This is a genomic window from Cellulomonas sp. HD19AZ1 (assembly GCF_004535805.1).
GTDB lineage: Bacteria > Actinomycetota > Actinomycetes > Actinomycetales > Cellulomonadaceae > Cellulomonas > Cellulomonas iranensis.
The window spans coordinates 279,937-302,342 of record NZ_SPHX01000002.1; the positions used below are offsets into that span (position 1 = coordinate 279,937).

At 76.2% G+C, this 22,406-nt stretch carries 18 protein-coding genes; 9 read left to right on the forward strand and 9 right to left on the reverse strand.

Going from position 1 to position 22,406, the window contains the following annotated elements:
* Window positions 1-20: 20 nt before the first annotated feature.
* Entirely contained in the window at window positions 21-1,379 is a 1,359-nt protein-coding gene (locus E4A51_RS04785) for an O-acetylhomoserine aminocarboxypropyltransferase/cysteine synthase family protein (RefSeq protein ID WP_134851016.1), read from the forward strand.
* A complete protein-coding gene (locus tag E4A51_RS04790; RefSeq protein WP_134851017.1) occupies window positions 1,376-1,861 on the forward strand; it encodes a CoA-binding protein in 486 nt (161 codons plus the stop codon). The genes E4A51_RS04785 and E4A51_RS04790 overlap by 4 nt, the downstream gene beginning before the upstream one ends.
* A 44-nt stretch (window positions 1,862-1,905) precedes the next feature.
* On the opposite strand, the gene E4A51_RS04795 is transcribed toward E4A51_RS04790, so the two are convergent.
* Both E4A51_RS04795 and E4A51_RS04800 read right to left on the reverse strand, forming a co-directional pair.
* A complete protein-coding gene (locus E4A51_RS04795) occupies window positions 1,906-2,271 on the reverse strand; it encodes an MGMT family protein (protein WP_134851018.1) in 366 nt (121 codons plus the stop codon).
* Window positions 2,268-3,416 (reverse strand): PP2C family protein-serine/threonine phosphatase, encoded by a 1,149-nt coding sequence (locus E4A51_RS04800; protein WP_134851019.1) that lies wholly within the window; start codon window positions 3,414-3,416, stop codon window positions 2,268-2,270. Before E4A51_RS04800 ends, E4A51_RS04795 begins: the two co-directional genes overlap by 4 nt.
* Before the next feature lie 79 nt (window positions 3,417-3,495).
* Between E4A51_RS04800 and E4A51_RS04805 the strand changes: the two genes are divergently transcribed.
* Window positions 3,496-4,740 carry a GNAT family N-acetyltransferase gene (locus tag E4A51_RS04805; protein WP_134851020.1) on the forward strand — a complete coding sequence of 415 codons (1,245 nt, stop codon included), beginning with the start codon at window positions 3,496-3,498 and terminating at the stop codon, window positions 4,738-4,740.
* 108 nt (window positions 4,741-4,848) lie between these two features.
* Here E4A51_RS04805 and E4A51_RS04810 read toward each other — a convergent pair whose 3' ends face one another.
* Window positions 4,849-5,301, reverse strand: a complete 453-nt coding sequence (locus E4A51_RS04810; protein WP_070319944.1) for a ribose-5-phosphate isomerase — start codon at window positions 5,299-5,301, stop codon at window positions 4,849-4,851.
* Window positions 5,302-5,361: 60 nt separating this feature from the next.
* Between E4A51_RS04810 and E4A51_RS04815 the strand changes: the two genes are divergently transcribed.
* Both E4A51_RS04815 and E4A51_RS04820 read left to right on the forward strand, forming a co-directional pair.
* A complete protein-coding gene (locus E4A51_RS04815) occupies window positions 5,362-7,356 on the forward strand; it encodes a M13 family metallopeptidase (protein WP_070319945.1) in 1,995 nt (664 codons plus the stop codon).
* Between the two features lie 162 nt (window positions 7,357-7,518).
* A complete protein-coding gene (locus E4A51_RS04820) occupies window positions 7,519-9,159 on the forward strand; it encodes a diguanylate cyclase (RefSeq protein ID WP_070319946.1) in 1,641 nt (546 codons plus the stop codon).
* A 28-nt stretch (window positions 9,160-9,187) separates the two neighbouring features.
* On the opposite strand, the gene E4A51_RS04825 is transcribed toward E4A51_RS04820, so the two are convergent.
* Together E4A51_RS04825 and E4A51_RS04830 are read right to left on the reverse strand one after the other, a co-directional pair.
* Window positions 9,188-9,682: a DUF6636 domain-containing protein gene (locus E4A51_RS04825; protein WP_070319947.1), complete on the reverse strand. Its 495-nt coding sequence runs from the start codon at window positions 9,680-9,682 to the stop codon at window positions 9,188-9,190.
* A 35-nt stretch (window positions 9,683-9,717) separates the two neighbouring features.
* Window positions 9,718-10,332 (reverse strand): DsbA family protein, encoded by a 615-nt coding sequence (locus tag E4A51_RS04830; RefSeq protein WP_046528026.1) that lies wholly within the window; start codon window positions 10,330-10,332, stop codon window positions 9,718-9,720.
* Between the two features lie 271 nt (window positions 10,333-10,603).
* Here E4A51_RS04830 and pepN point away from each other — a divergent pair, with 271 nt between their 5' ends.
* Window positions 10,604-13,210, forward strand: coding sequence for an aminopeptidase N (gene pepN / locus E4A51_RS04835; protein ID WP_134851021.1), 2,607 nt, complete (start codon window positions 10,604-10,606; stop codon window positions 13,208-13,210).
* A gap of 52 nt (window positions 13,211-13,262) precedes the next feature.
* Here the strand turns inward: pepN and E4A51_RS04840 are convergent, their stop codons facing one another.
* Window positions 13,263-13,814, reverse strand: coding sequence for a toxin (locus tag E4A51_RS04840; protein WP_070319950.1), 552 nt, complete (start codon window positions 13,812-13,814; stop codon window positions 13,263-13,265).
* The gene (malQ, locus tag E4A51_RS04845) at window positions 13,811-15,937 is read right to left on the reverse strand and encodes a 4-alpha-glucanotransferase (protein ID WP_070319951.1); all 2,127 of its coding nucleotides are present in this window, start codon (window positions 15,935-15,937) and stop codon (window positions 13,811-13,813) included. Before malQ ends, E4A51_RS04840 begins: the two co-directional genes overlap by 4 nt.
* A gap of 247 nt (window positions 15,938-16,184) precedes the next feature.
* Between malQ and E4A51_RS04850 the strand changes: the two genes are divergently transcribed.
* Both E4A51_RS04850 and E4A51_RS04855 read left to right on the forward strand, forming a co-directional pair.
* The gene (locus E4A51_RS04850) at window positions 16,185-18,365 is read left to right on the forward strand and encodes a prolyl oligopeptidase family protein (RefSeq protein WP_134851022.1); all 2,181 of its coding nucleotides are present in this window, start codon (window positions 16,185-16,187) and stop codon (window positions 18,363-18,365) included.
* Window positions 18,362-19,540 carry a mechanosensitive ion channel family protein gene (locus E4A51_RS04855; protein ID WP_240696383.1) on the forward strand — a complete coding sequence of 393 codons (1,179 nt, stop codon included), beginning with the start codon at window positions 18,362-18,364 and terminating at the stop codon, window positions 19,538-19,540. The genes E4A51_RS04850 and E4A51_RS04855 overlap by 4 nt, the downstream gene beginning before the upstream one ends.
* A gap of 67 nt (window positions 19,541-19,607) precedes the next feature.
* Here the strand turns inward: E4A51_RS04855 and E4A51_RS04860 are convergent, their stop codons facing one another.
* Window positions 19,608-20,075, reverse strand: a complete 468-nt coding sequence (locus E4A51_RS04860; protein ID WP_134851023.1) for a PTS glucose transporter subunit IIA — start codon at window positions 20,073-20,075, stop codon at window positions 19,608-19,610.
* Window positions 20,076-20,088: 13 nt separating this feature from the next.
* Window positions 20,089-20,319: a glucose PTS transporter subunit EIIB gene (locus E4A51_RS04865; protein WP_046528022.1), complete on the reverse strand. Its 231-nt coding sequence runs from the start codon at window positions 20,317-20,319 to the stop codon at window positions 20,089-20,091.
* A 308-nt stretch (window positions 20,320-20,627) separates the two neighbouring features.
* Between E4A51_RS04865 and ptsP the strand changes: the two genes are divergently transcribed.
* Window positions 20,628-22,313: a phosphoenolpyruvate--protein phosphotransferase gene (gene ptsP, locus E4A51_RS04870; RefSeq protein WP_134851024.1), complete on the forward strand. Its 1,686-nt coding sequence runs from the start codon at window positions 20,628-20,630 to the stop codon at window positions 22,311-22,313.
* Window positions 22,314-22,406 lie beyond the last annotated feature (93 nt).

The window sequence follows — 22,406 nt, forward strand, 5'->3', positions numbered from 1 at the left end:
CCCCACCCGACAGGAGCACCGTGAGCGAGCACCGCTTCGGCTTCCGCACCCGCGCGCTGCACGCCGGCGGCATCCCCGACGCCACCACGGGCGCGCGCGCCGTGCCGATCTACCAGACGACGTCCTTCGTGTTCGACGACACCACGGACGCCGCGAACCTGTTCGCGCTGCAGAAGTACGGCAACATCTACTCGCGCATCGGCAACCCGACGGTCGCGGCGTTCGAGGAGCGCATCGCGTCGCTCGAGGGCGGGATCGGCGCGGTCGCCACCGCGTCCGGCATGGCGGCCGAGTTCCTGGTGTTCGCGGCCCTCGCCGGCGCGGGCGACCACCTCGTCGCCTCGGCGCAGCTGTACGGCGGGACGGTCACGCAGCTCGACGTCACGCTGCGCCGGTTCGGCGTCGAGACGACGTTCGTGCCCGGCACCGACCCGGCCGACTACGCCGCTGCGATCCGACCCGAGACCAAGGCCGTGTACACCGAGGTCGTCGCGAACCCGTCGGGCGAGGTCGCCGACCTCGCCGGGCTCGCCGAGATCGCGCACGCGGCCGGCGTCCCGCTCGTCGTCGACGCCACGCTGTCGACCCCGTACCTGGTGCGGCCCATCGAGCACGGTGCGGACATCGTCATCCACTCGGCGACCAAGTTCCTCGGCGGGCACGGCACGACGCTCGGCGGCGTGATCGTCGAGTCCGGGCGCTTCGACTGGGGCAACGGCCGGTTCCCGACCATGACCGAGCCCGTCGCGTCCTACGGCGGCGTGCGGTGGTGGGAGAACTTCGGCGAGTACGGGTTCCTCACCAAGCTGCGCTCCGAGCAGCTGCGCGACATCGGCCCCGCGCTCTCGCCGCAGTCGGCCTTCCAGCTGCTGCAGGGCGTCGAGACGCTCCCGCAGCGGCTCGACGCGCACCTCGCGAACGCGCGCACGGTCGCGCAGTGGCTCGAGGAGGACCCGCGCATCGCGCACGTGCTGTGGGCGGGGCTGCCGTCGCACCCGCACCACGAGCGAGCCCGGCGGTACCTGCCGCTGGGGCCCGGGTCGGTCTTCGCGTTCCGGGTGGCGCCCGCGGGCGACGTGCCCGGCCGCGAGGTGGGCCGCCGGTTCATCGAGTCGGTGCAGCTCGCGAGCCACCTGGCCAACGTCGGCGACGCCCGCACGCTCGTGATCCACCCGGGCTCGACGACGCACCAGCAGCTGTCGGCCGAGCAGCTCGAGGCCGCGGGCGTGCCGGAAGACCTCGTGCGCGTCAGCGTCGGCATCGAGGACGTCGAGGACATCCTGTGGGACCTCGACCAGGCGCTCACGGCGGCCACGGGCACGACGCGCGAGGGCGCCGCGACCGGCACCGCCACCACCGCGACGGAGGACGCGCGATGACCGCCCGCACCTGGCAGGGCCCGAGCGCGCCCGAGCGGCTGTCGATCCTGCGCGGCACGCGCTCGATCGCGATCGTCGGGGCGTCGGCGAACCCGGCCCGCGCGTCCTACTTCGTCTCGACGTACGTGCTGTCGAGCTCGCCGTACGACGTGTACTTCGTCAACCCGCGCGCCGACGAGATCCTCGGGCGGCCCGTGTACCCGTCGCTCGACGCGCTGCCCGTGGTCCCCGACCTGGTCGACGTGTTCCGCCGCCACGACGACCTGCCGACGGTCCTCGACGAGACCGTCGCGGTCGGCGCCCGGACGCTGTGGCTGCAGCTCGGCTCGTGGCACGAGGACGTCGCGCGCCGCGGCGAGGCCGCCGGGCTGCACGTCGTCATGGACCGCTGCGTGAAGATCGAGCACGCGCGGTTCCACGGCGGTCTGCACCTCGCGGGGTTCGACACGGGCGTCATCTCCTCACGCCGCGCGCTCGGCTGAGCGCCGCCCCGCGCCCCGGCCCGGCCGGGGCGCGGGGCCCGGGCTCACGTCTCCGGGAACCACACCGCCTGACGCACCCGCACGCGCTCGCCGTCCGGCGTGAGCGGCGTGCCCTCGGCGCGCAGGTGCGCGAGCGCACGCGCGAGGTGGTGCGGCGGCGGCTGCCCCGACGCGTTGACGACGCGCCACCACGGCACCTCGCCGCCGTGCGCCATCGCCCGACCGACCTGCCGCGGACCGCCGCGCGGCGTCCGCCCGGCCGCGAGCGCGCGGTCGGCGAGCACCTCCGCGACCAGCCCGTACGTCATGACACGCCCCGCCGGGACGGTCGCGACCAGCGCGTGCACCTCGTCGACGTAGTCCGGCTCGTCGGGCGCACCTCCCCCGTCCCGCGGCCCGCGCGCGCTCATCGGCGTCGCAGCACGACGACCGCGCGGTCGTCGTCGTCGGCCGCACGCACGCCCGCGAGCACCTCCTGCGCGCTGCCCGGCCGCGCCGCGACGGCCGCCTCGACCACGCCGAGCAGCCGGTCGACGCCCTGGTCGATGTCCCGCCCGGGCGCCTCGACGATGCCGTCGGTGTACAGCACGAGCGCGTCGCCGGCCGCCAGGACACCCGTGCTGACGCCCGGCTCCGCGTCCGCGAGCACACCGAGCGCGACGCCGGGTGGCAGGTCGAGCACGTCGATGCGCCCCGAGCCGGCGTGCAGCCGCGCGGGCGGCGGGTGCCCCGCGCTCGCGACGCGGTAGCGGCCCGTCGCGAGGTCGACCCACACGTGCACCGCCGTCGCGAAGCCCTCGTCCCACGCCTGCGCGAGCAGGTAGGCGTTGGCCGCGGGCAGGAACCGCTCGGGCGGCAGCGCGCCCAGCAGGCCGCCGAACGCCCCCTGCAGCTGCAGCGCCCGCACGCCGGCGGCCTGCCCCTTGCCCGAGACGTCGACGAGCACGACCTCGAGCGCGCCGTCGCCCGGCGCGGCGCCGGCGGACCCGCGGTCGGGTGCGTCGCCGGGCGGCGGGTCGCCGGCCGGTCGGTCGTCACGGCGCCGCGCCACGACGAAGTCGCCCGAGAACGCCGCGCCGTGCGCCGAGCGGACGTCGGCGCCCACCTGCCAGCGCGGCGGCAGCGCGGGCAGCCGACCACCCGCGGCGAGGCGGTCACGCAGGTCGACGAGCATCAGCGCGCTGGGCGCGCCCTGCAGGCCGAGCTGCTCGCGCTCGTACCCGAACGTCACGACCGCGCCGCAGGCCAGCAGCACCACGACCACCGGGCCCGGCTCGATCCCCGGCACGGCGGCCAGCACGAGCACGACCGTCAGCGCGAGCACGACCCCCACGAGCGCGAGCAGCGCGCGCCACCGCAGCACGAACGCGCCGACGAGCATGAGCAGCACGAACCCGGACGGCGGGAACCACCCGGGCCGCCACGCGACCGCACCGCCGTACAGCACGCCCAGCAGCACGAGGGCGGCACCGACGACGCGCTGCGGCCCGGCGGCCCAGCCCGCGAGCACGCGCCACGCCCAGCCGCCGCGCGCGCCGAACGGTGAGGCCGTCATGCGCACGAGCGTAGGGCGGGGGTGCGACGTGCAGGAATCCCCGTGCACGACCCGGCGCCGACCCCGCAGGATGGCAGGCATGAGCACTCTCCCCCACGGCTACCGCACCGTCGTCGTCCCGCCCGAGCGGCGCGACGAGTTCCGGGCGGTCGACGACCTGGCGTTCGCCGGGTGGGTCGACCCCGAGATCGCCGAGATCCTGCCGTTCCCCGTACCGGAGGACCGCATGGTCGCCGTCGAGGGGCCGGACGGCCGGCTCGCGGCCGTCCACGGCTCGTACCCGTTCGAGATGCCCGTGCCGGGCGGCACGGTCGCGTGCAGCGGCCTCACGTGGGTCGGCGTGCGCCCCGACCAGCGCCGCCGCGGTCTGCTGCGCTCGATGATCACCACGCACGTCGAGCGGTCGCTCGAGCGCGGCGAGCCCGTGTCGGCGCTGTTCGCCGCGGAGGCCGCGATCTACGGGCGCTTCGGCTACGGCAGCGCCTCCGACTCGGTGAACCTCACGCTGCCGCGCGGTGCCGCGCTGCGGCCGGTCGCGGGCGCGGACGCGCTCGACGTCCGGCTCGAACGGCTCGGCAAGGAGCACGAGGACCTCGCCGAGGAACTGCACCGACGCGCGGGCGCCGGGCGCCCCGGGTGGATGCCCCGGCCCACCGCCGCGCTGCGCGCGCGCCTCGTGGGCGACCCGCCCGCGTGGCGGCAGGGCTTCGAGCCGATGCTGATCGTGACCGTCCGCGACGGCGACGACGTGCGTGCCGCGGCCGCGTTCAGCCGCAAGGAGGGCTGGGGCGAGGGCGGCCCCGAGTACAAGGTCAAGGTCCGCTGGGCGTTCGCGCTGGACCCGGCCGCGACGCACCGGCTGTGGTCGTTCCTGCTGGACCTCGACCTCACCTCGACGGTCGAGACGCCCATGCTGCCGGTCGACGACGCGCTCCTGCACCTGCTGGTCGACCCGCGCCCCATCCAGCGGCGCACGGGCGACAACGTGTGGGTCCGCGTGCTCGACCTGCCGGCCGCGCTGCAGGGCCGGCGCTACGCGGCGCCGCTCGACGTCGTGCTCGACGTGAGCGACGCGCTCGTGCCCGCCAACGCGGGCCGGTGGCGCGTGGCGGTGGGCGCCGACGGCGCGGCCACGGTCACGCGGACCGAGGCGGACGCCGACGTGCGGCTCGACGTGCGCGAGCTCGGCGCGCTGTACCTGGGCGGCCGGTCGGCGACCGCGCTCGCGTCCGCGGGCCTCGTGACGGGCGCGCCCGACGCGCTCGCACGCGTCACCGCGGCGTTCACCTCACCCCTCGCGCCCGTGTGCCCCTGGGTGTTCTGACGCCGGGGCCGTCCCGTCGGTGCGCCGGCGCCGGCGGGACGGCCGGGACGCACCGACGGGCCGGTGCCGCACGTGCGGCACCGGCCCGTCGGCCTGCGTGAGGACGGGTCAGTCGCGCGCGGCCTCGTACGCCGCGAGCTGGTCGATGCGGCGCTGGTGCCGCGGGTTGCCGCTGAACGGCTCCGCGACGAACGCGTCGACGAGCGCGACCGCCTCGTCGACCGCGTGCTGGCGCGCGCCGATCGCGACGACGTTGGCGTCGTTGTGCTGCCGCCCCAGCCGCGCGGTCTCGAGGTTCCACGCGAGGGCCGCGCGCACGCCCGTGACCTTGTTCGCGGCGATCTGCTCGCCGTTGCCCGAGCCGCCGATCACGACGCCGAGCGAGCCCGGGTCGGCGACGACGGCCTCCCCTGCCGCGAAGCAGAACGACGGGTAGTCGTCCTGCTCGTCGTACTCGAAGGCACCGTGGTCGACGACCTCGTGGTCGGCGGCGCGCAGGTGCTCGACGAGCGCGACCTTGAGCTCGTACCCGGCATGGTCGGCGGCGACGTGGATGCGCATGGGGCCATCCTGCCGCAGGTGGCGGGGCCGGTGTCACCTCCACCTCCTAGGCTGTCGCCCATGACGCGCAGCGGAGTGCCCCTCGACGACCTCGACCCCACGGTGCGACCCCAGGACGACCTCGACGCGTACGTCAACGGCCGGTGGCGCGCGTCGTACGAGATCCCGCCGGACCGCTCGACGGACGGGCCGTTCCGCGCGCTGTACGACCAGGCCGAGCGGCAGGTCCTCGACATCATCACGGACGCCGCGCAGGCCGCGACGACCGGTGACGCGGACGGCGTCGAGGCGAAGATCGGCGCGCTGTACGCGAGCTTCATGGACACCGAGGCGGTCGCCGCGGCGGGCGTCGAGCCGCTGCGCGACGACCTCGCGGCGGTCGACGCCGCGACCTCGCCGGCCGAGCTGACGACCGCGCTCGGCGCGCTGCAGCGCACGGGTGCGCTGTCGGCGGTCGACCTGTACGTCGACAACGACGCCAAGGACCCCGACACGTACGTCGTGCACCTCGTGCAGGGCGGCCTGGGCCTGCCCGACGAGGCGTACTACCGCGAGGACCAGCACGCCGAGGTGCGCGAGCAGTACCTGCCCCACGTCGCGCGGATGCTGCGGCTCGCGGCGCCCGTCTCCGGCGTGGTCGCCGCGGGCGACCCCGACGACCTCGCGGCGCGCGTCGTCGCGCTCGAGTCGCGGCTCGCGGCGCACCACTGGGACGTCGTGAAGGACCGCGACGCCGAGCTCACCTACAACGCGCTGACGCTGGCCGAGCTGGTCGAGCGCGCGCCCGGCTTCGACTGGCGCGCGTGGGCCGTCGCGCTGGGCGCGCCCGCGGGTGCGCTCGACCGGCTCGTCGTGCGCGAGCCGTCGTTCGCCGAGGGCTTCGCGCAGCTCTGGGCGGAGGTCCCGCTCGCGGACTGGCAGGCGTGGGCCACGTACCACGTGGTCTCCGCGCGCGCGCCGTACCTCACGGACGAGGTCGTCGAGGCGAACTTCGACTTCTACGGCCGCACGCTCTCGGGCGCGCAGGAGGTCCGCGACCGCTGGAAGCGCGGCGTCGGCCTGGTGCAGGGCGCGCTGGGCGAGGCCGTCGGCAAGGTGTACGTCGAGCGGCACTTCCCGCCGTCGCACAAGGAGCGCATGGACACACTCGTGGCCCACCTCGTCGAGGCGTACCGCGAGTCGATCACGTCCCTGGAGTGGATGGGCGAGGAGACCCGCCGCCGCGCGCTCGACAAGCTCGAGGCCTTCACGCCGAAGATCGGCTACCCCGCCCGGTGGCGCGACTACTCGGCGCTGACCGTCCGCGCCGACGACCTGCTGGGCAACGTGCGGCGCGCCAACGCGTTCGAGCTCGACCGCGAGCTGCACAAGATCGGCCGGCCCATCGACCGCGACGAGTGGTTCATGACGCCGCAGACCGTCAACGCGTACTACAACCCCGGCATGAACGAGATCGTCTTCCCGGCCGCGATCCTGCAGCCGCCGTTCTTCGACGCCGACGCGGACGACGCCGTGAACTACGGCGGCATCGGCGCGGTCATCGGGCACGAGATCGGCCACGGGTTCGACGACCAGGGCTCGAAGTACGACGGCGACGGCCGGCTCGTCGACTGGTGGACGGCCGAGGACCGCGCCGAGTTCGAGCGACGCACGCGCTCGCTCGTCGACCAGTACGCGCAGTACTCGCCGCGCCAGCTGGACGGCAGCCACCGCGTCAACGGCGAGCTCACGATCGGCGAGAACATCGGCGACCTCGGCGGCCTCGCGATCGCGGTCCGTGCGTACGAGATCGCGCTCGGGCACCCGATCGACCAGGCGCCCGTGCTCGACGGGCTCACGGCGCTGCAGCGGCTGTTCGTCGGCTGGGCGCACTCGTGGCGCACCAAGGCCCGCGACGCCGAGATGATCCGCCGGCTCGCGACCGACCCGCACTCGCCCGACGAGTTCCGCTGCAACGGCGTCGTGCGCAACATCGACGAGTTCTACGTCGCGTTCGACGTGCAGCCCACCGATGCGCTGTGGCTCGACCCGCAGGAGCGCGTGCGCATCTGGTGACGGCCCGGGCCGGTGCCGTGCCGCGGGCCCGCCGCGGCACGGCACCGGCCTTTTCACCCGGCTGAGATCCCGCGCTGGACGCGTGTCCACCTCGGTGCGCCTGTCATCGTGGGCCGCCGGGAGGCGACCGCGCGAGCCGCCCCCACCGGGGAGGTCGGCGCCATGCGTGCAGCGCTCGCGGCCGTCGACGTCCTCGTCGCGCTGACGTGCGTCGTGCTCGCGGCCGCCGCCGTTCGCCGCCGTGCCGAGGCGCCCGGCGCCGGTCCGCTGGCGGCGCTGCTGCTCGGCCTCGCCGCGTGGGGCCTGGGTGGCGCATACGTGACCGCCGCCGACGCCGCCGCACCCGGCGTCTTCCTCGCGCGGCACCTTGCCGAGGGCGCGACGCTCGTGGTCGCGGTCGCGCTGTGGTTCGTCGTCGCGTCGGTCGTGGACCCCACCCGGCGTCCCTCGCGCGCCGTGCGCACGCTCGTCCTCATCCCGGCCGGCACGGCGCTCGTGCTGCTCGCGACCGACCCGTGGCACCACCGCTACTTCGAGCTCGCCGGCGACGGCGTCGCGCCCGGACCCGCGTACTGGGTGGGCACGGCGGCCTGCTACCTGACGGCCGGGCTCGCGGTCGCGGGCGGGCTGCTCGCGCTGCCGTCCGCCGGCCCGTTCCGCCGCCGCCAGCTGCGGGTCGTGCTGCTCGGCGTCGTGCCGACCGTCGTGTCGTCGACCGCCGGGCTCGTGTGGGCGCTGAGCGACTCGGACGGCGGCCAGCTCGCACGGCTCGGCTTCGGGCCGACGGCCGTGATCGTCACGGTCGCCGTCTTCCGGCACGAGATGGTGCGCGTCGCCACCGTCGCGCGCGAGCAGGTCTTCGAGCACCTCGCGCAGGCCGTCGTCGTGACCGACCACACGGGCCGCCTCGTCGACCTCAACCCGGAGGGGCGCACGCTCGTCGCGCGCATCGCACCGGGCGCCCGCGGCGACCTCACGCTGACCGACCTCGGCCTGACCCTGCCGGACCCCGAGGACCTCGAGGACGTCCTGCTGCGCGAGGTGCCCGTCGCGCAGGACGCCTGGATCGACGTCCGGGCGCGCGCGCTGCGCGACCCGCACGGGCGGCACGTCGGCTGGGTCCTGCTGGTGTCGGACGCGACCGACGAGGTGCGTCGCGTGCGGCAGCTGCGCGCGTCGACGCTCGAGCTGCTGACCCGCACGACCGACCTGTCCATCGCGAACCAGCGCCTCAACGCCGAGCTCGTCAGCGCCGAGCAGGTGCGGGCCCAGCTCAGCGACGACCTGCAGCACGACGAGCTCACCGGCCTGCACAACCGGCGCGCGCTCGAGCCCTCCGTGGACGCGGCGCTCGACGCGGCGCGCGCGTCGCACGGCCACGCGTCGCTCGTCGCGCTCGACGTCGACCACTTCAAGGACGTGAACGACGCGTACGGGCACGCCGTCGGCGACACCGTGCTGCGTGCGGTCGCCGCGGGGCTCGCCGCGCACGCCCGACCGACCGACACCGTGGTCCGGGTCGGCGGCGAGGAGTTCGTGCTCGTCATGCCGGGCATCGACCACGCCGCGGCGCTGCGGCGGGCGCACGAGCTGCGCGTGCACGCCGGTGCGGCACCGGGCGCCGTCGGCGCACCGCGGGTCACGCTGTCCGCGGGCGTCGCGAGCTTCCCGCAGGACGGCACGACACCCGCGGACGTCCTCGAGGCCGCCGACCGCGCGCTCTACGCCGCGAAGCGGCGCGGGCGCGACCGCGTCGAGAGCGCCACCACCACCGGCCCCGACCCGCAGGTGCGGCCCGCCTGAGCGGGACGTGAGGGCGCGGCGGCACGCGTCAGGGCAGCGTCACCCACTGCGCCCGGGCGAGGCGGAAGCCGACGCCCGCGGCGTCGGTGCACGTCACGCCGTCGGTGCCCGACGAGCACGTGTACCCCCCGACGGTCTGCGTCGCGCCGTACGCGAGCTCGACCGGCGTGCCGAGGTCCGGGACGCCGTCGTCCTCGCACTGGAACGCGAAGCCGTCCGCGTCGAGCCGCACCACGTGCCCGGCGCCCGCGTCGCACCCCGTGACCTGCGGCGGTGCGTACGTGAAGGTCCCGATCGTGCAGACCACGCCGCTCGTGCTCATCTCGCACTCGATGTTGCCGCTGGGCAGCGCGAACGTCACGGGCCGGTCCGCGGCGGCGGCGGCCGTCGGCGACACGGACGCGGACGCGTCGGCCGCCCCCGCGTCGTCGCGGCCGCCGCCCCCACGGCCGGGCAGGGTCACGGCGAGCACGACCACGAGCAGCACCACGAGCAGGGCGTCCACCAGGAGGAACGCCTTCATCCCGCGACTCAGGCCCGCGAACGGGCCGCGCCCGCTCACGCCGGGTCGGGTGCGTCGAACACCGGACCCTGGGTCCGGGTGCGCTTGAGCTCGTAGAAGCCCGGGACGCTCGTGACGAGCGCGAGCCCGTCGAACAGCCGGCCGGCGTCCTCGCCGCGCGGCGCGGGGGTGATGACGGGGCCGAAGAACCCGACGCCGTCGATCGCCACGACGGGCGTCCCGACCTCGTCGCCGACGAGGTCCAGCGCGCGCTGGTGCGACGCGCGCAGCAGGTCGTCGACCTCCTGCGTCGCGGCGACGTCCGCGAGCGCCGCGGGCAGCCCGACCTCGGCGAGCGACTCGGCGACGATCGCGTCGGTGTCGCTGCGACCCCCGGGGTGCCGGCGGGTGCCCATCGCGTCGTAGAGCGGCTTGAGCACCTCGTCGCCGTGGTCGCGCGCCGCCGCGACGAGGACCCGCACGGGGCCCCACGAGGCGTCCATGAGCTCGCGGTACCGCTCGGGCAGGTCGCGTCCCTCGTTGAGGACGGACAGGCTCATCACGTGCCAGCGGACGTCGACGTCGCGCACGCGCGTCACCTCGTCCATCCAGCGGGACGTCATCCACGCCCACGGGCAGGCGGGGTCGAACCAGAAGTCGACGACGGGCACGGCGCTCTCCTCTCGCTGACCAACCTGCCGAGTGTGCCCCGTCGCGCGCCCGTGTGCACAACCGTCCAGGTCGTGCCCGGGCGCGACGCGGCCCGGGGGTGCGTGCGGGCCGGTGCCGCGTCCCGCCTGCGTGGCATGATCGTGCGGTCGCGCACGAGCGACATCGGTTGCGAACCGCGCCCGGCCGCCCGACCCCCGTCGCCGCCGACCGTCCCGGTCCGCCGTCACCGTCCCGCCGCGGCCACCGCCGCCCACCGATCGGAGATCGTCCGTGCCCGGAGAGAACCTCACCCGCGCCGAGGCCGCCGAGCGTGCGGCGCTCGTGCGCACGCACGCGTACGACGTCGAGCTCGACCTCACCACGGGCCCCACGACGTTCGCGTCGCGCACGACCGTGCGTTTCGCCGCGACGCCCGGTGCGAGCACGTTCGTCGACCTCATCGCCCCGGCCGTCCACGAGGTCGTCCTCAACGGGCGACGGCTCGACCCGGCGGAGGTCGTCGCGGACTCGCGCATCCACCTGAGCGACCTCGCCGCGGAGAACGAGCTGACGGTCGTCGCGGACTGCGCCTACATGCACACGGGCGAGGGCCTGCACCGGTTCGTCGACCCGGTCGACGACGAGGTCTACCTCTACAGCCAGTTCGAGGTCGCCGACTCGCGCCGCGTGTTCGCGGTGTTCGAGCAGCCCGACCTCAAGGCGACGTTCACGTTCACGGTCACGGCGCCGGCGCACTGGACGGTCGTGTCGAACTACCCGCAGGTCGGCGAGCCCGAGCCCGTCCCGGGCGGGCGCAACCTCAACGGCGGGCGCGACGCCGGCACCGCGACGTGGCGGTTCGAGACGACGCCGCGCATCTCGTCGTACATCACCGCGGTGGTCGCCGGCCCTTACCACGGCGAGCACGGCGAGCTCACGAGCAGCGACGGCCGCACGATCCCGCTCGGCGTGTACTGCCGTGCGTCGCTCGCGCAGCACCTCGACACCGACGAGATCCTCGACGTCACGCGCGCGGGCTTCGCGTTCTACGAGGAGAAGTTCGGGTTCCCGTACCCGTTCGCCAAGTACGACCAGCTGTTCGTGCCCGAGTTCAACGCGGGCGCCATGGAGAACGCCGGCGCGGTGACGTTCCTCGAGTCCTACGTGTTCCGCTCCAAGGTGCCCGAGGCCACGATCGAGCGGCGCGCCGTGACGATCCTGCACGAGCTCGCGCACATGTGGTTCGGCGACCTGGTCACCATGCGCTGGTGGGACGACCTGTGGCTCAACGAGTCGTTCGCGGAGTACGCGTCGACGCTCGCCGCGGCCGAGGCGACCCGCTGGACGAGCTCGTGGACGACGTTCTCGTCGCTCGAGAAGTCGTGGGCGTACCGCCAGGACCAGCTGCCGTCGACGCACCCGATCGTCGCCGACATGCGCGACCTCGAGGACGTCGAGGTGAACTTCGACGGCATCACGTACGCCAAGGGCGCCTCGGTGCTCAAGCAGCTCGTGTCGTGGGTCGGCCAGGAGCAGTTCTTCGCCGGTGTGCGCGCGTACTTCCAGCAGCACGCGTGGGGCAACACCCAGCTGCGCGACCTGCTCACCGAGCTCGAGGCCACGAGCGGCCGCGACCTGTCCGCGTGGTCGGCGCTGTGGCTCGAGAAGGCCGGCGTCACGCTGCTGCGGCCCGCGGTCGAGGTGGACGCCGACGGCGTGATCACGTCGTTCGCGGTCCTGCAGGAGGTGCCCGCCGAGCACCCCGTGCAGCGCCCGCACCGTCTCGCGGTCGGCGGCTACGAGCTGCAGGGCGACGGCGACGACGCGCGGCTCGTGCGCACCGTGCGCGTCGAGCTCGACGTCGACGGCGCCCGGACCGAGGTCCCCGAGCTCGTCGGCGTGCCGCGGCCCGCGCTGCTGCTCGTGAACGACGACGACCTCGCGTACGCGAAGGTGCGGCTCGACCCGCACTCCCTCGCGACCGCCGTCGCGCACCTCGACAAGTTCACCGACTCGCTGCCCCGCACGCTCGTGTGGGCGGCGGCGTGGGACGCGACGCGCGACGGCGAGACCCCGGCACGCGACTTCGTCGACCTCGTGCTCGGCAACGTCGCGCACGAGACGGACTCGTCGGTCGTGCTCGTGCTGCTGCGGCAGCTCGCGACGACGCTCGACCTGTACGTCGCACCCGAGCACCGCGAGGCGACGTCCGTCGCAGCGGCCGACCGGCTGCACGCGCTCGCGCAGGCCGCACCCGCCGGGTCCGACCTGCAGCTGCAGCTCGTCAAGGCGTTCGCGGCCCGCGCGCGCACGGCCGCGCAGCTCGACGCGGTCGCCGACCTGCTCGACGGACGCGTGACGCTCGACGGCCTGTCGATCGACACGGACCTGCGGTGGGAGCTGCTCACGGCGCTGGTCGCCGGGGGCCGCGCCGGTGAGGCGGACGTCGCCGCGCAGCAGGCCGCCGACCCGACCGCGACGGGGCAGCGCGCCGCTGCCGCCGCGCGCGCGGCGGTGCCCACGCCGGAGGCGAAGGAGGCGGCCTGGGCCGCCGTCGTCACGGGCGACGAGCTGCCGAACGCGCTGCAGGCGGCGACCATCAGCGGGTTCGGCCGCGTGCACGACGCGTCGCTGCTGCTGCCGTTCGTCGAGCGCTACTTCGCCTCGCTCGAGGGCGTGTGGTCCGACAAGACCAACGAGATGGCGCAGAACGTCGTGCTGGGGCTGTACCCGACCGAGCTCGCGGACGACGCCCGGGCCGACGTGCTCGGTGCGACCGACGCCTGGCTCGCGGCGCACCCCGACGCGCCCGCCGCGCTGCGGCGGCTGCTCGCGGAGTCCCGCGACGGCGTGCGGCGCGCGCTCGCCGCGCAGGAGGCGGACCGCCGCCGCGCCTGAGCGCGGCACGACGACGGCCGGGTCCCGCGCGGGGCCCGGCCGTCGTCGTGCGTCAGCGGCGCGGCTGCGGGCGCGACTGCTGCGAGAGCCAGCGCCGCGCGGAGCGCGGGCTCGTGAGCCGCACGACGCGCGGCCCCGGGCCGTCCGCGAGCGCGGCGTACCGTTGCCGCACCCGCGCGTACGAGGTCCACGCCCACAGCACGATGTTGTCCTCGGGGTCGCGCCGCACGAGGTTGCGCAACGACTCGCGGTTGCCGTGCCACAGCTCGCGGCGCGTCAGGCCGCGCCACACCGACCGCCGTACCACGCGTGCCATGACGACGCGGCGCGGGTAGTCGAGCCACACGACGGCCTCCGCGTCGTCGAGCGCGTCGCCGAGGTTCGTGGCCCAGTTGCCGTCGGCGACCCACGCGCCGCCCCCGGTGCGTGCGCGCACGTCGGCACGCGCCTCGTCGGCGTCGCGCATGACCCAGCCCGGCCCCCAGAACACCTCGTCGAGCTCGACGTGCGGCACGCCCAGCGCGTCGGCGAGGCGGCGCGCGAACGTCGTCTTGCCCGACCCGGACGTCCCCACGACCCGCACGCGCCGCAGCGGTGCGGTCACCGCCGCATGACGCGCGCGAGCGACTCGGCGCGCGCGTGCGTGAACAGGTCGTCGAGCAGCACGAGGCGTCCGGTGCCGTCGGCGAGCGGCACCTTCCAGTTCGGGTACTCCTGGTCGGTGCCGGGCTGGTTCTGCGCGCGTCGCTCACCCACCGCGTCGGCCAGCGAGACGCCCAGCAGCACCGCCGGCGTCGCGCGGATCCAGGCGTGCAGGGCCTCCACGACCTCGCGCTCGGACGGGTCGTCCCCGACGAGGCCACGCTCGCGCAGCGCCGCGAGCATGCGGTCCCGCTCCGCCGCGGCCTCGGCGCGCACCTCGCGCGCGGGGCGCGTCAGCAGCCCCAGGCGCTCGCGCAACGCGACGTGCTCACCCGCGAGGTAGCCGGCCGTCGGCGGCAGGTCGTGCGTCGTGACGGTCGCGAGCGCCAGCCGTCGGTAGGACTCGGGCGCGCGCGGGCTCCCGTCGGCCTCCTGCTCGAACCACAGCACCGAGGTGCCCAGCACGCCGCGCTCGGACAGGTAGTCCGCGACCCACGGCTCGACCGTGCCGAGGTCCTCGCCGATGACGACGGCCCCGGCGCGGTGCGCCTCGAGCGCGAGGATGCCGACGAGCGCGTCGTGGTCGTAGCGCACGTACGCGCCGTCGGTCGCGGCGTTGCCCGCGGGCACCCACCACAGCCGGAACAGGCCGATGACGTGGTCGATCCGGATGGCGCCCGCGTGCCGCAGCACGGTGCGCAGCATGTCGCGGTACGGCCGGTAGGCCGCCCGCGCGAGCGCCTCGGGGTGCCACGGCGGCTGCGACCAGTCCTGCCCCTGCTGGTTGTACATGTCGGGCGGCGCGCCGACCGACGCCCCGGTCGCGAGCACGTCGCGCAGCGCCCACGCGTCGGCGCCCTCGGGGTGCACGCCGACCGCGAGGTCGTGCATGATCCCGAGCGCCATGCCGTTCTCGCGTGCGACGCGCTGGGCGTGCTCGAGCTGCTCGTCGGCCACCCACTGCAGCCACGAGTGGAACACCACGCGGTCGTGCAGCTCGACCGCCGCGGCCGCGACCGCGTCGGACAGCGGGTCGTGCAGCTCCGCCGGCCAGCCCGCGGGCGGACCGTGCCGCTCGACGAGCGCGCACCACAGCGCGAACTCGCGCAGCCCCTCGCCCTGCTCCTCGACGAACGCGTCGAACGCCGCCTGCCGCGCGGGCGACCGCGGGTGCGCGAACACCACCTCGAGCGCGGACCTCTTGGCCGCCCACGCGGTGTCGCGGTCGATCGGTCCGGGGTCGGTGTCGAGCGCGAGCACGGGCTCGGCCGCCCACTCGACGAGCGCGCGGTCGGCCGCGGAGAGGTACGCGGTCTCCCGCACGTCCTCGACGCGGACGTACAGCGGGTTGACGAACCGGCGCGTGGTCGGCAGGTAGGGGCTGGGGGTCAGCGGCTCGACGGGCTCGGCCGCGTGCAGCGGGTTGACGAGCAGGAAGTCCGCGCCCCAGCGACGGCCCGCGAGCCACCCGAGCTCGGCGAGGTCCGCGAGGTCGCCGACGCCCCACGACGCGCGCGAGCGCACCGAGTAGAGCTGCGCCATGACGCCCCAGGCACCGCCGTCGCGCAGACGCTGCGGGAGCTCGAGCCGGTCCGGCGTGACGACGACCGGGCTGTGCGCCTGCGCGCTGGGCCCCTCGGCGTGGATCTCGTGCCAGCCGAGCGGCAGGTCCGGCGGCAGCTCGAACGTGGCCCGGCCCACGAGCCGGCCGTCGACGGTGCGCGGCTCGACGACGACGTCGACCTGCGTGACCTCGCGGCGGCCGCCGCCGACCTCGGGGTCGAGCTCGAGCCAGACGTCCACGGGGTCGCCGTGCGTGACGTGCACCGGGACCCGCACGGTCCGGCCCGCGCGCGTCACGACCACCGGCGGCAGCGTGCGCCGCCACGGCGTGTTCTCGACGTGCGCGAGCGCGAGCGCGACCCGCTGCGGGCTCGACGCGTCGACGCCGAGCGCGGCGAGCACCCGCACGACGGTCTCGTCGGTGGCCTCGTGCTCGAGGCCGTCGTGGCCGCGGTAGCCGGGCACGACGTCGTAGGCGGCGGCGAGCCGCCGCAGGTCCTCGTGGATGGTCGCGTCCGGCACGCCTCGATCCTGCCAGAGCGCACGCGGCACGGCGCGTGACGGGGCCCACGGGCCCACCGACGCGCGCGAGGTGGGGCTCCCGGGCCCGTGCGTCGGCCCGTCGAGGCCCGGCAGCGTAGGGCCGGACGTCGGCGTGGAGGGCGTGGACGTCCCCCGGTCGACGCCGGCGCTGGTGGGACCCCGCGCCGGCGTCGACGTCGGGTCGCCGACGCCGGGACCACGGGCCGGCCCCGTACCCTGGTGCGCCGTGACGACCCCACCTCCCGCGTACCCCGCGGCACCCCGGACCGACCTCGTCGAGGACCTGCACGGGCACCGCGTCGCGGACCCGTTCCGCACGCTCGAGGACGCCGACGACGCGCGCACGCAGGCGTGGTCGCGCGCGCAGGACGACCTGTGGGAGGCGTACCGCGCGCGCGCCGAGGACGCCGCGGCGGGGACGCCGTTCGCGGCCGGCGCGCTCACGGCGCGGCTGCGGACGCTGCTCGGTGCGGGCTTCGTCGGCGCACCGGCCTGGCGCGGCGAGCGCCGGTTCTTCTCACGGCGCGCGGGCGACCAGGAGCACGCGGTCGTCGTGGTCGCCGAGCCGGGCCCGGGGGGCACGACGACCGAGCGCGTGCTCGTCGACCCGCTCGCGCTCGACGCGGGCGGCACCACGACGCTCGACGCGTGGCAGCCGTCGAAGGAGGGCCACCTGCTGGCGTACCAGGTGTCGCACGGCGGGACCGAGGAGAGCGTCCTGCACGTGCTGGACGTCGCGAGCGGCGAGCTGGTCGACGGACCCGTCGACCGCGCGCGCTACTCGCCCGTCGCGTGGCTGCCCGGCGGCGACGCGTTCTACTACGTGCGCCGCGTCGCGCCCGACCTCGTGCCGGCCGACGAGCGGCAGTACCACCGCCGGGTCTGGCTGCACCGCGTGGGCACGCCCCCCGAGCAGGACGTCGAGGTGTTCGGCGCCGGGCTCGACCTGACGAGCTACTACGGCGTACAGGTCAGCCTCGACGGCCGCTGGCTCGTCGTGTCGGCGTCGGCGGGCACGGCGCCGCGCACGGACGTGTGGATCGCCGACCTCACGGCGCCCGGCGCGCACGCGGCACCGACCTTCGTGGAGGTCGCGGTCGGGCTGGACGCCGAGGTCGGCGCGTGGGTCGCGCGCGACGGCCGGCTCTACGTGCACACCGACCTCGACGCGCCGCGCGGCCGGCTCGCGGTCACGGACCCGACGACGCCCGGGGTCGCGCACTGGCGCACGCTGCTGCCGCAGGACGACGTCGCGGTGCTCGAGGGCGTCGCGTTCGTCGACGACGGCGACCCCGCACGGCCGACGGGGCTGCTCGCGTCGTGGCGCCGGCACACCGTCAGCGAGGTCACGGTGCACGACCCCGCGACGGGTGACCGCACGGGCGAGGTCCCGCTGCCCGGGCTGGGCTCCGTGCCGGGGCTCGTCACGCGGCCCGAGGGCGGCCCCGAGGTGTGGTTCTCGTACACCGACCACGTGACGGTCCCCCGCGTCCACCGGTACGACGCGCGGACGGGCGCCGTCGACGTGTGGGCCGAGCCCCCCGGCGAGGTCCCCGACGTCCCCGCGGTGCGCACGCAGCAGGTCGAGGTCACGAGCGCCGACGGCACCACGGTGCGGGCGTTCGTCCTGGCGCGCGCCGACCGGCTCGACGCCGACGGGCGCCCGCTCGCGCCCGCACCGACCGTCCTCTACGGCTACGGCGGCTTCCAGATCAGCCTCGACCCGGCGTACTCGGTGACCACGCTCGCGTGGGTCGAGGCGGGCGGCGTGTACGTCGTGGCGCACCTGCGCGGCGGCGGCGAGGAGGGCGAGGAGTGGCACCGCGCCGGCATGCGCGGCGCCAAGCAGAACGTCTTCGACGACTTCCACGCGGTCGCCGAGCACCTCGTGGCCGGCGGGTGGACCACGACCGACGCGCTCGCGTGCTGGGGCGGGTCGAACGGCGGCCTGCTGGTCGGCGCGGCCGTCACGCAGCGGCCCGACCTGTGGGCGGCGGCCGTGTGCTCGGCGCCGCTGCTCGACATGGTGCGCTACCAGCGGTTCGGGCTCGGCGTGACGTGGACCGAGGAGTACGGCGACGCCGACGACCCGGTCGAGCTGGGCTGGCTGCTGGGCTACTCGCCGTACCACCGCGTGGTCGACGGCACCGCCTACCCCGCGGTGCTGCTCACCGTCTTCGAGGGCGACACCCGGGTCGACCCGCTGCACGCGCGCAAGCTCGCGGCGGCCCTGCAGGCCGCGACGTCCTCCGACCCGATCGAGCGGCCGGTGCTGCTGCGGCGCGAGGTCGGCGTCGGGCACGGCGCCCGGGCGCTGTCGCGCACGGTCGTGCTGTCGGCCGAGCAGCTGCGGTTCGTGGCGGACCGCACGGGCCTCCTGGCGACCCTGCGCGGGGGTGCGGCGTGATCGCGGGCGCGGGCGCGGTCGTCTCGACCGCGACCCCCAGCGACGACCCGACCGTGCCGTCCTTCACTCCCGACGGCCTGTCGGTGCCGGAGTGGGCCGCCCAGTGGGGCGACTGGTTCGTGGGCGTCCCGCTGCGGATCGTGCTGATCCTCGTGATCAGCGCGCTCGTGCTCCTCGCGCTGCGCCGCGCGATCTCGACGGTGACGCGCCACGTGGCCGAGGGCGAGCCGGCGATCGAGCGCGGCGTGCTGCGGCCGCTGGGCCGCTCCGAGGTGGGCTCGGTGCTGCTCAAGGCGAACCCGCTCGCCACCGCGCGGCGCGCGCAGCGGGCCCGCACGATCGGCTCGGTGCTGCGCTCGACCGCGTCGATCGTCGTCGGCTCGATCGCCGCGATCCTCGTGCTCGACGCGCTGGGCATCAACCTCGCGCCGTTCATCGCGTCGGCCGGGATCGTCGGCGTGGCCGTCGGCTTCGGCGCGCAGAGCCTCGTGAAGGACTTCCTGTCCGGGCTGTTCATGCTGCTCGAGGACCAGTACGGCGTGGGCGACGTCGTCGACGTCGGGCCCGCGACGGGCACGGTCGAGGCGGTCGGGCTCCGGGTCACCAAGCTCCGCGACGGCGACGGCACGCTCTGGTACGTGCCGAACGGCTCGATGGTGCGCGTCGGCAACAAGACCCAGGGGTGGGCGACCGCGGTCGTCGAGGTCGACGTCGACTACTTCGTCGACGTCGAGGAGGCCCGCGCGCTGCTCGAGGAGGCGGCCGCGACGGTCGCCGCCGACCCCGTCGTGGGTGCGTACCTGCAGGGTGCGCCGAGCGTCACCGGCGCCGAGAAGCTCGCCGCCGACGCCGTGGGGCTGCGGCTGTCGGTACGCACGGCGCCCGCGATGCAGTGGGAGGTGGCCCGGCACCTGCGCGTCGAGGTGCGCCGCGTCCTGGAGCGCGCGGGCGTCCCCCTCGCGGGTCAGCGGGAGGCGTTCGAGGCGTACCAGGAGCGCCTGGCGGGCGGGACGGCGGCCGTGGACGCGACGCCGGCGGACGACGCAGGCCCCCCGGGCGGGGCGGCGACGGCCGCCGACGCGTCGGCGGCCGCTCCCCCGGCGCGCGACCCCCGGGACACGCCGGTCCACGAGGTCGTCGAGCCGCCCGAGCCCCCGGGGCCGACGCGCGCCTGAGCGTCGGTCGACGGTGCTGCAGGTCGACGGCGCGGCAGGTCGCCGGCGCGGCAGTCCGACGGACGGGTCAGCCCGCGGCCCACTCCAGGAGCGGGGCGCCGGCCACGAGGTGCTCGCCGTCGGCGGCGAGCACCGTGACGTCCGTCGCGTCGCCCTGCAGCGCGACCACGGGGCACACGGTGGCAAGGCCCGCGACCGCGACGTCGACCGGCGACCACGTGAGCACGCGCTGCCCCGCGCGCACGCGCTGACCGCGCTCGACGTGCAGGTCGAAGCCCGACCCCCGCAGACTCACGGTGTCGATGCCGACGTGCACGAGCACGCCGCGCCCGTCGTCGAGCTCGAGCGCGAACGCGTGCGGGTGCAGCGCGCCCACGACGCCGTCGCACGGCGCGAGGACGTCCTGGCGGCCCGTCCGGTCGGGCTCGACCGCGACGCCGGGGCCGACCATCTCCTGCGCGAACACGGCGTCGGGCACCGCGGCCAGCGGTCGGACCACGCCGGGCACGGGGCTCGTGAGCCGGAGCGCCGTCACGCGCGGGCGCCGGTCAGCGCAGGTGGTCGAGCTCGGCGGCCAGGTTGTCGGCCTCGGGGCCGACGATGACCTGGACGATCCGGCCCGAGCGCACGACGCCGAACGCGCCGCTCGCCTTGAGCGCGGACTCGTCGACGAGCTGCGCGTCACCGACCTCGACACGCAGCCGCGTGATGCAGGGCTCGAGGTCCACCACGTTGGCCTCGCCGCCGAGTGCGGCCAGGATCTGCTCTGCCTTGCTCAATGGCTCTCCCCGGGATCGTCGTCGCCGCGTGGCGCAGGAGCGGCGCGGGAGAACGGCCTCCCGTGCGCCCTCGGCCCCTGCGTGTCGCGTGCGGTGGGCCCAGGCTACCTCCGTCGGCGCGCGACCCGCCCGTGGCGTCCACGCGGCGGCGTCCGGCACGGCGGCCCGGGCAGCCGGCGCCGCGCGCGCCCGGTGCGTGTCGCCGTTGGACCCGCGCCGGTCGGCGGGCCAGACTGCGAGGGCACGGCGACGACGGCGGGCCCGCACCCGCCACCCCCGCGCCGCCGGCACGCACCGAGGAGGTCCGGGTGGTCAGCACGCAGGTCGTGACGGGTATCGGCGTGAGCCCGGGGCGTGCGGTCGGCCCGGTGGTGCACCTGCCCGACGCGGTCGCGGAACCGCCCGCGGGGCGTCGTCTGCCGCCCGGGGCGGACACCGACGGCGCCGCCGAGGAGGTCGCACGGGCGGCCGCGGCGGTGCGCGACGAGCTCGACGCCGCGGCCGACGCGGCCGACGGCGAGGTCGCTGCGCTGCTCTACGCGACCGCGGCGATGGCCGCCGACCCCTCGCTCGTGGCCGACGCGCAGCACCGCGTGCGCACCGAGCACCTCGTGCCCGAGCGTGCCGTGTGGGAGGCGGCCGACGCGGTCTGCGCGCAGCTCGAGGCGCTGGGCGGCTACATGGCCGAGCGCGTGCGCGACGTGCTCGACGTGCGCGACCGGCTCGTCGCCCGGCTCACGGGCCAGCAGGCCCCGGGCGTCCCGGTGCGGACCTCGCCGTACGTGCTCGTCGCGCACGACCTGGCGCCCGCGCTGACGGCGACCCTCGACCCGGCGCGGGTCGTCGCGGTGGTCACGGCCGCCGGCGGCCCGACCTCGCACACGGCGATCCTCGCGCGGGCGCGCGGCATCCCGGCCGTGGTCGCCGCGGCCGGTGCGCTGGACGTGCCCGAGGGCACCGTCCTGCTCGTGGACGGGGCCGCGGGCACGGCCACGCCCGACCCGTCCGACGAGGCCGTGGCGCGCGTGCGCGCGCTGGCGGGCGCGACCCGCACGTTCGACGGCGACGGGCGCACCGCCGACGGGCACCGCGTCGAGCTGCTCGCGAACGTCGGCGACCCGGCCGAGGCGCAGGCCGCCGCCGACTCGGGCGCGCAGGGCGTCGGCCTGTTCCGCACGGAGTTCGCGTTCCTCGACCGCACGCAGGCGCCCGACGTCGACGAGCAGACCGCCGCGTACGGCCGCGTGCTCGCCGCGTTCGAGGGCCGCAAGGTCGTCGTCCGGACGCTCGACGCGGGGGCCGACAAGCCGCTGCCGTTCCTGCACGCGGCGCCGGAGGCGAACCCCGCGCTCGGCGTGCGCGGCCTGCGCGTCGCGCAGGCGCGCCCCGACGTCCTCGAGGACCAGCTCACGGCGATCGCCCGCGCGGCCGCCGCGCACCCGGGCACGACGACGTGGGTCATGGCCCCGATGGTCGCGACCGTCGACGAGACCGAGCACTTCGTCGCGGCGTGCGCACGCCACGGCCTGCCGACCGCCGGGATCATGGTCGAGGTGCCGAGCGCCGCGCTGCTCGCCGGTCCGCTGCTCGCGCACGCCCGGTTCGCGAGCATCGGCACCAACGACCTGACGCAGTACACGATGGCCGCCGACCGGCTGCTGGGGGACGTCGCGGCGCTCTCGGACGCGTGGCAGCCGGCCGTGCTGCGGCTCGTCGAGGCGACCTGCCAGGGCGGCGCCGCGCAGGCCCGGCCCGTGGGCGTGTGCGGCGAGGCCGCCGCCGACCCCGCGCTCGCGGTCGTGCTGGTGGGGCTCGGCGTGACGTCGCTGTCGATGACGCCGCGCGCGCTGCCCGACGTCGCGGCGGTGCTGGCCGCGACCGACCTCGCGACGTGCCGCGTGCTCGCGCGGCGCGCCGCCGACGCCCCGAGCGCTGCCGACGCGCGCGCCGCCGTGCGCGCGGGCCTGCCCGTGCTCGACGAGCTCGGGCTCTGACCGCCGCGACCCGGACGGTCGCGGACGGGCCCCTGACGTGGCACGACGCACACCTGCGCGCCCACGGGCGCCGGTGGGCCGCATGTGAGGATG

Bases quoted from the DNA above. Each gene is read 5' to 3' on its own strand.
- E4A51_RS04800 (WP_134851019.1), bottom strand. From the start codon at position 3,416: ATGACGGCCTCACCGTTCGGCGCGCGCGGCGGCTGGGCGTGGCGCGTG.
- E4A51_RS04825 (WP_070319947.1), bottom strand. From the start codon at position 9,682: ATGAAGGCGTTCCTCCTGGTGGACGCCCTGCTCGTGGTGCTGCTCGTG.
- E4A51_RS04790 (WP_134851017.1), top strand. From the start codon at position 1,376: ATGACCGCCCGCACCTGGCAGGGCCCGAGCGCGCCCGAGCGGCTGTCG.
- E4A51_RS04810 (WP_070319944.1), bottom strand. From the start codon at position 5,301: ATGCGCATCCACGTCGCCGCCGACCATGCCGGGTACGAGCTCAAGGTC.
- E4A51_RS04815 (WP_070319945.1), top strand. From the start codon at position 5,362: ATGACGCGCAGCGGAGTGCCCCTCGACGACCTCGACCCCACGGTGCGA.
- E4A51_RS04805 (WP_134851020.1), top strand. From the start codon at position 3,496: ATGAGCACTCTCCCCCACGGCTACCGCACCGTCGTCGTCCCGCCCGAG.
- E4A51_RS04795 (WP_134851018.1), bottom strand. From the start codon at position 2,271: ATGAGCGCGCGCGGGCCGCGGGACGGGGGAGGTGCGCCCGACGAGCCG.
- E4A51_RS04820 (WP_070319946.1), top strand. From the start codon at position 7,519: ATGCGTGCAGCGCTCGCGGCCGTCGACGTCCTCGTCGCGCTGACGTGC.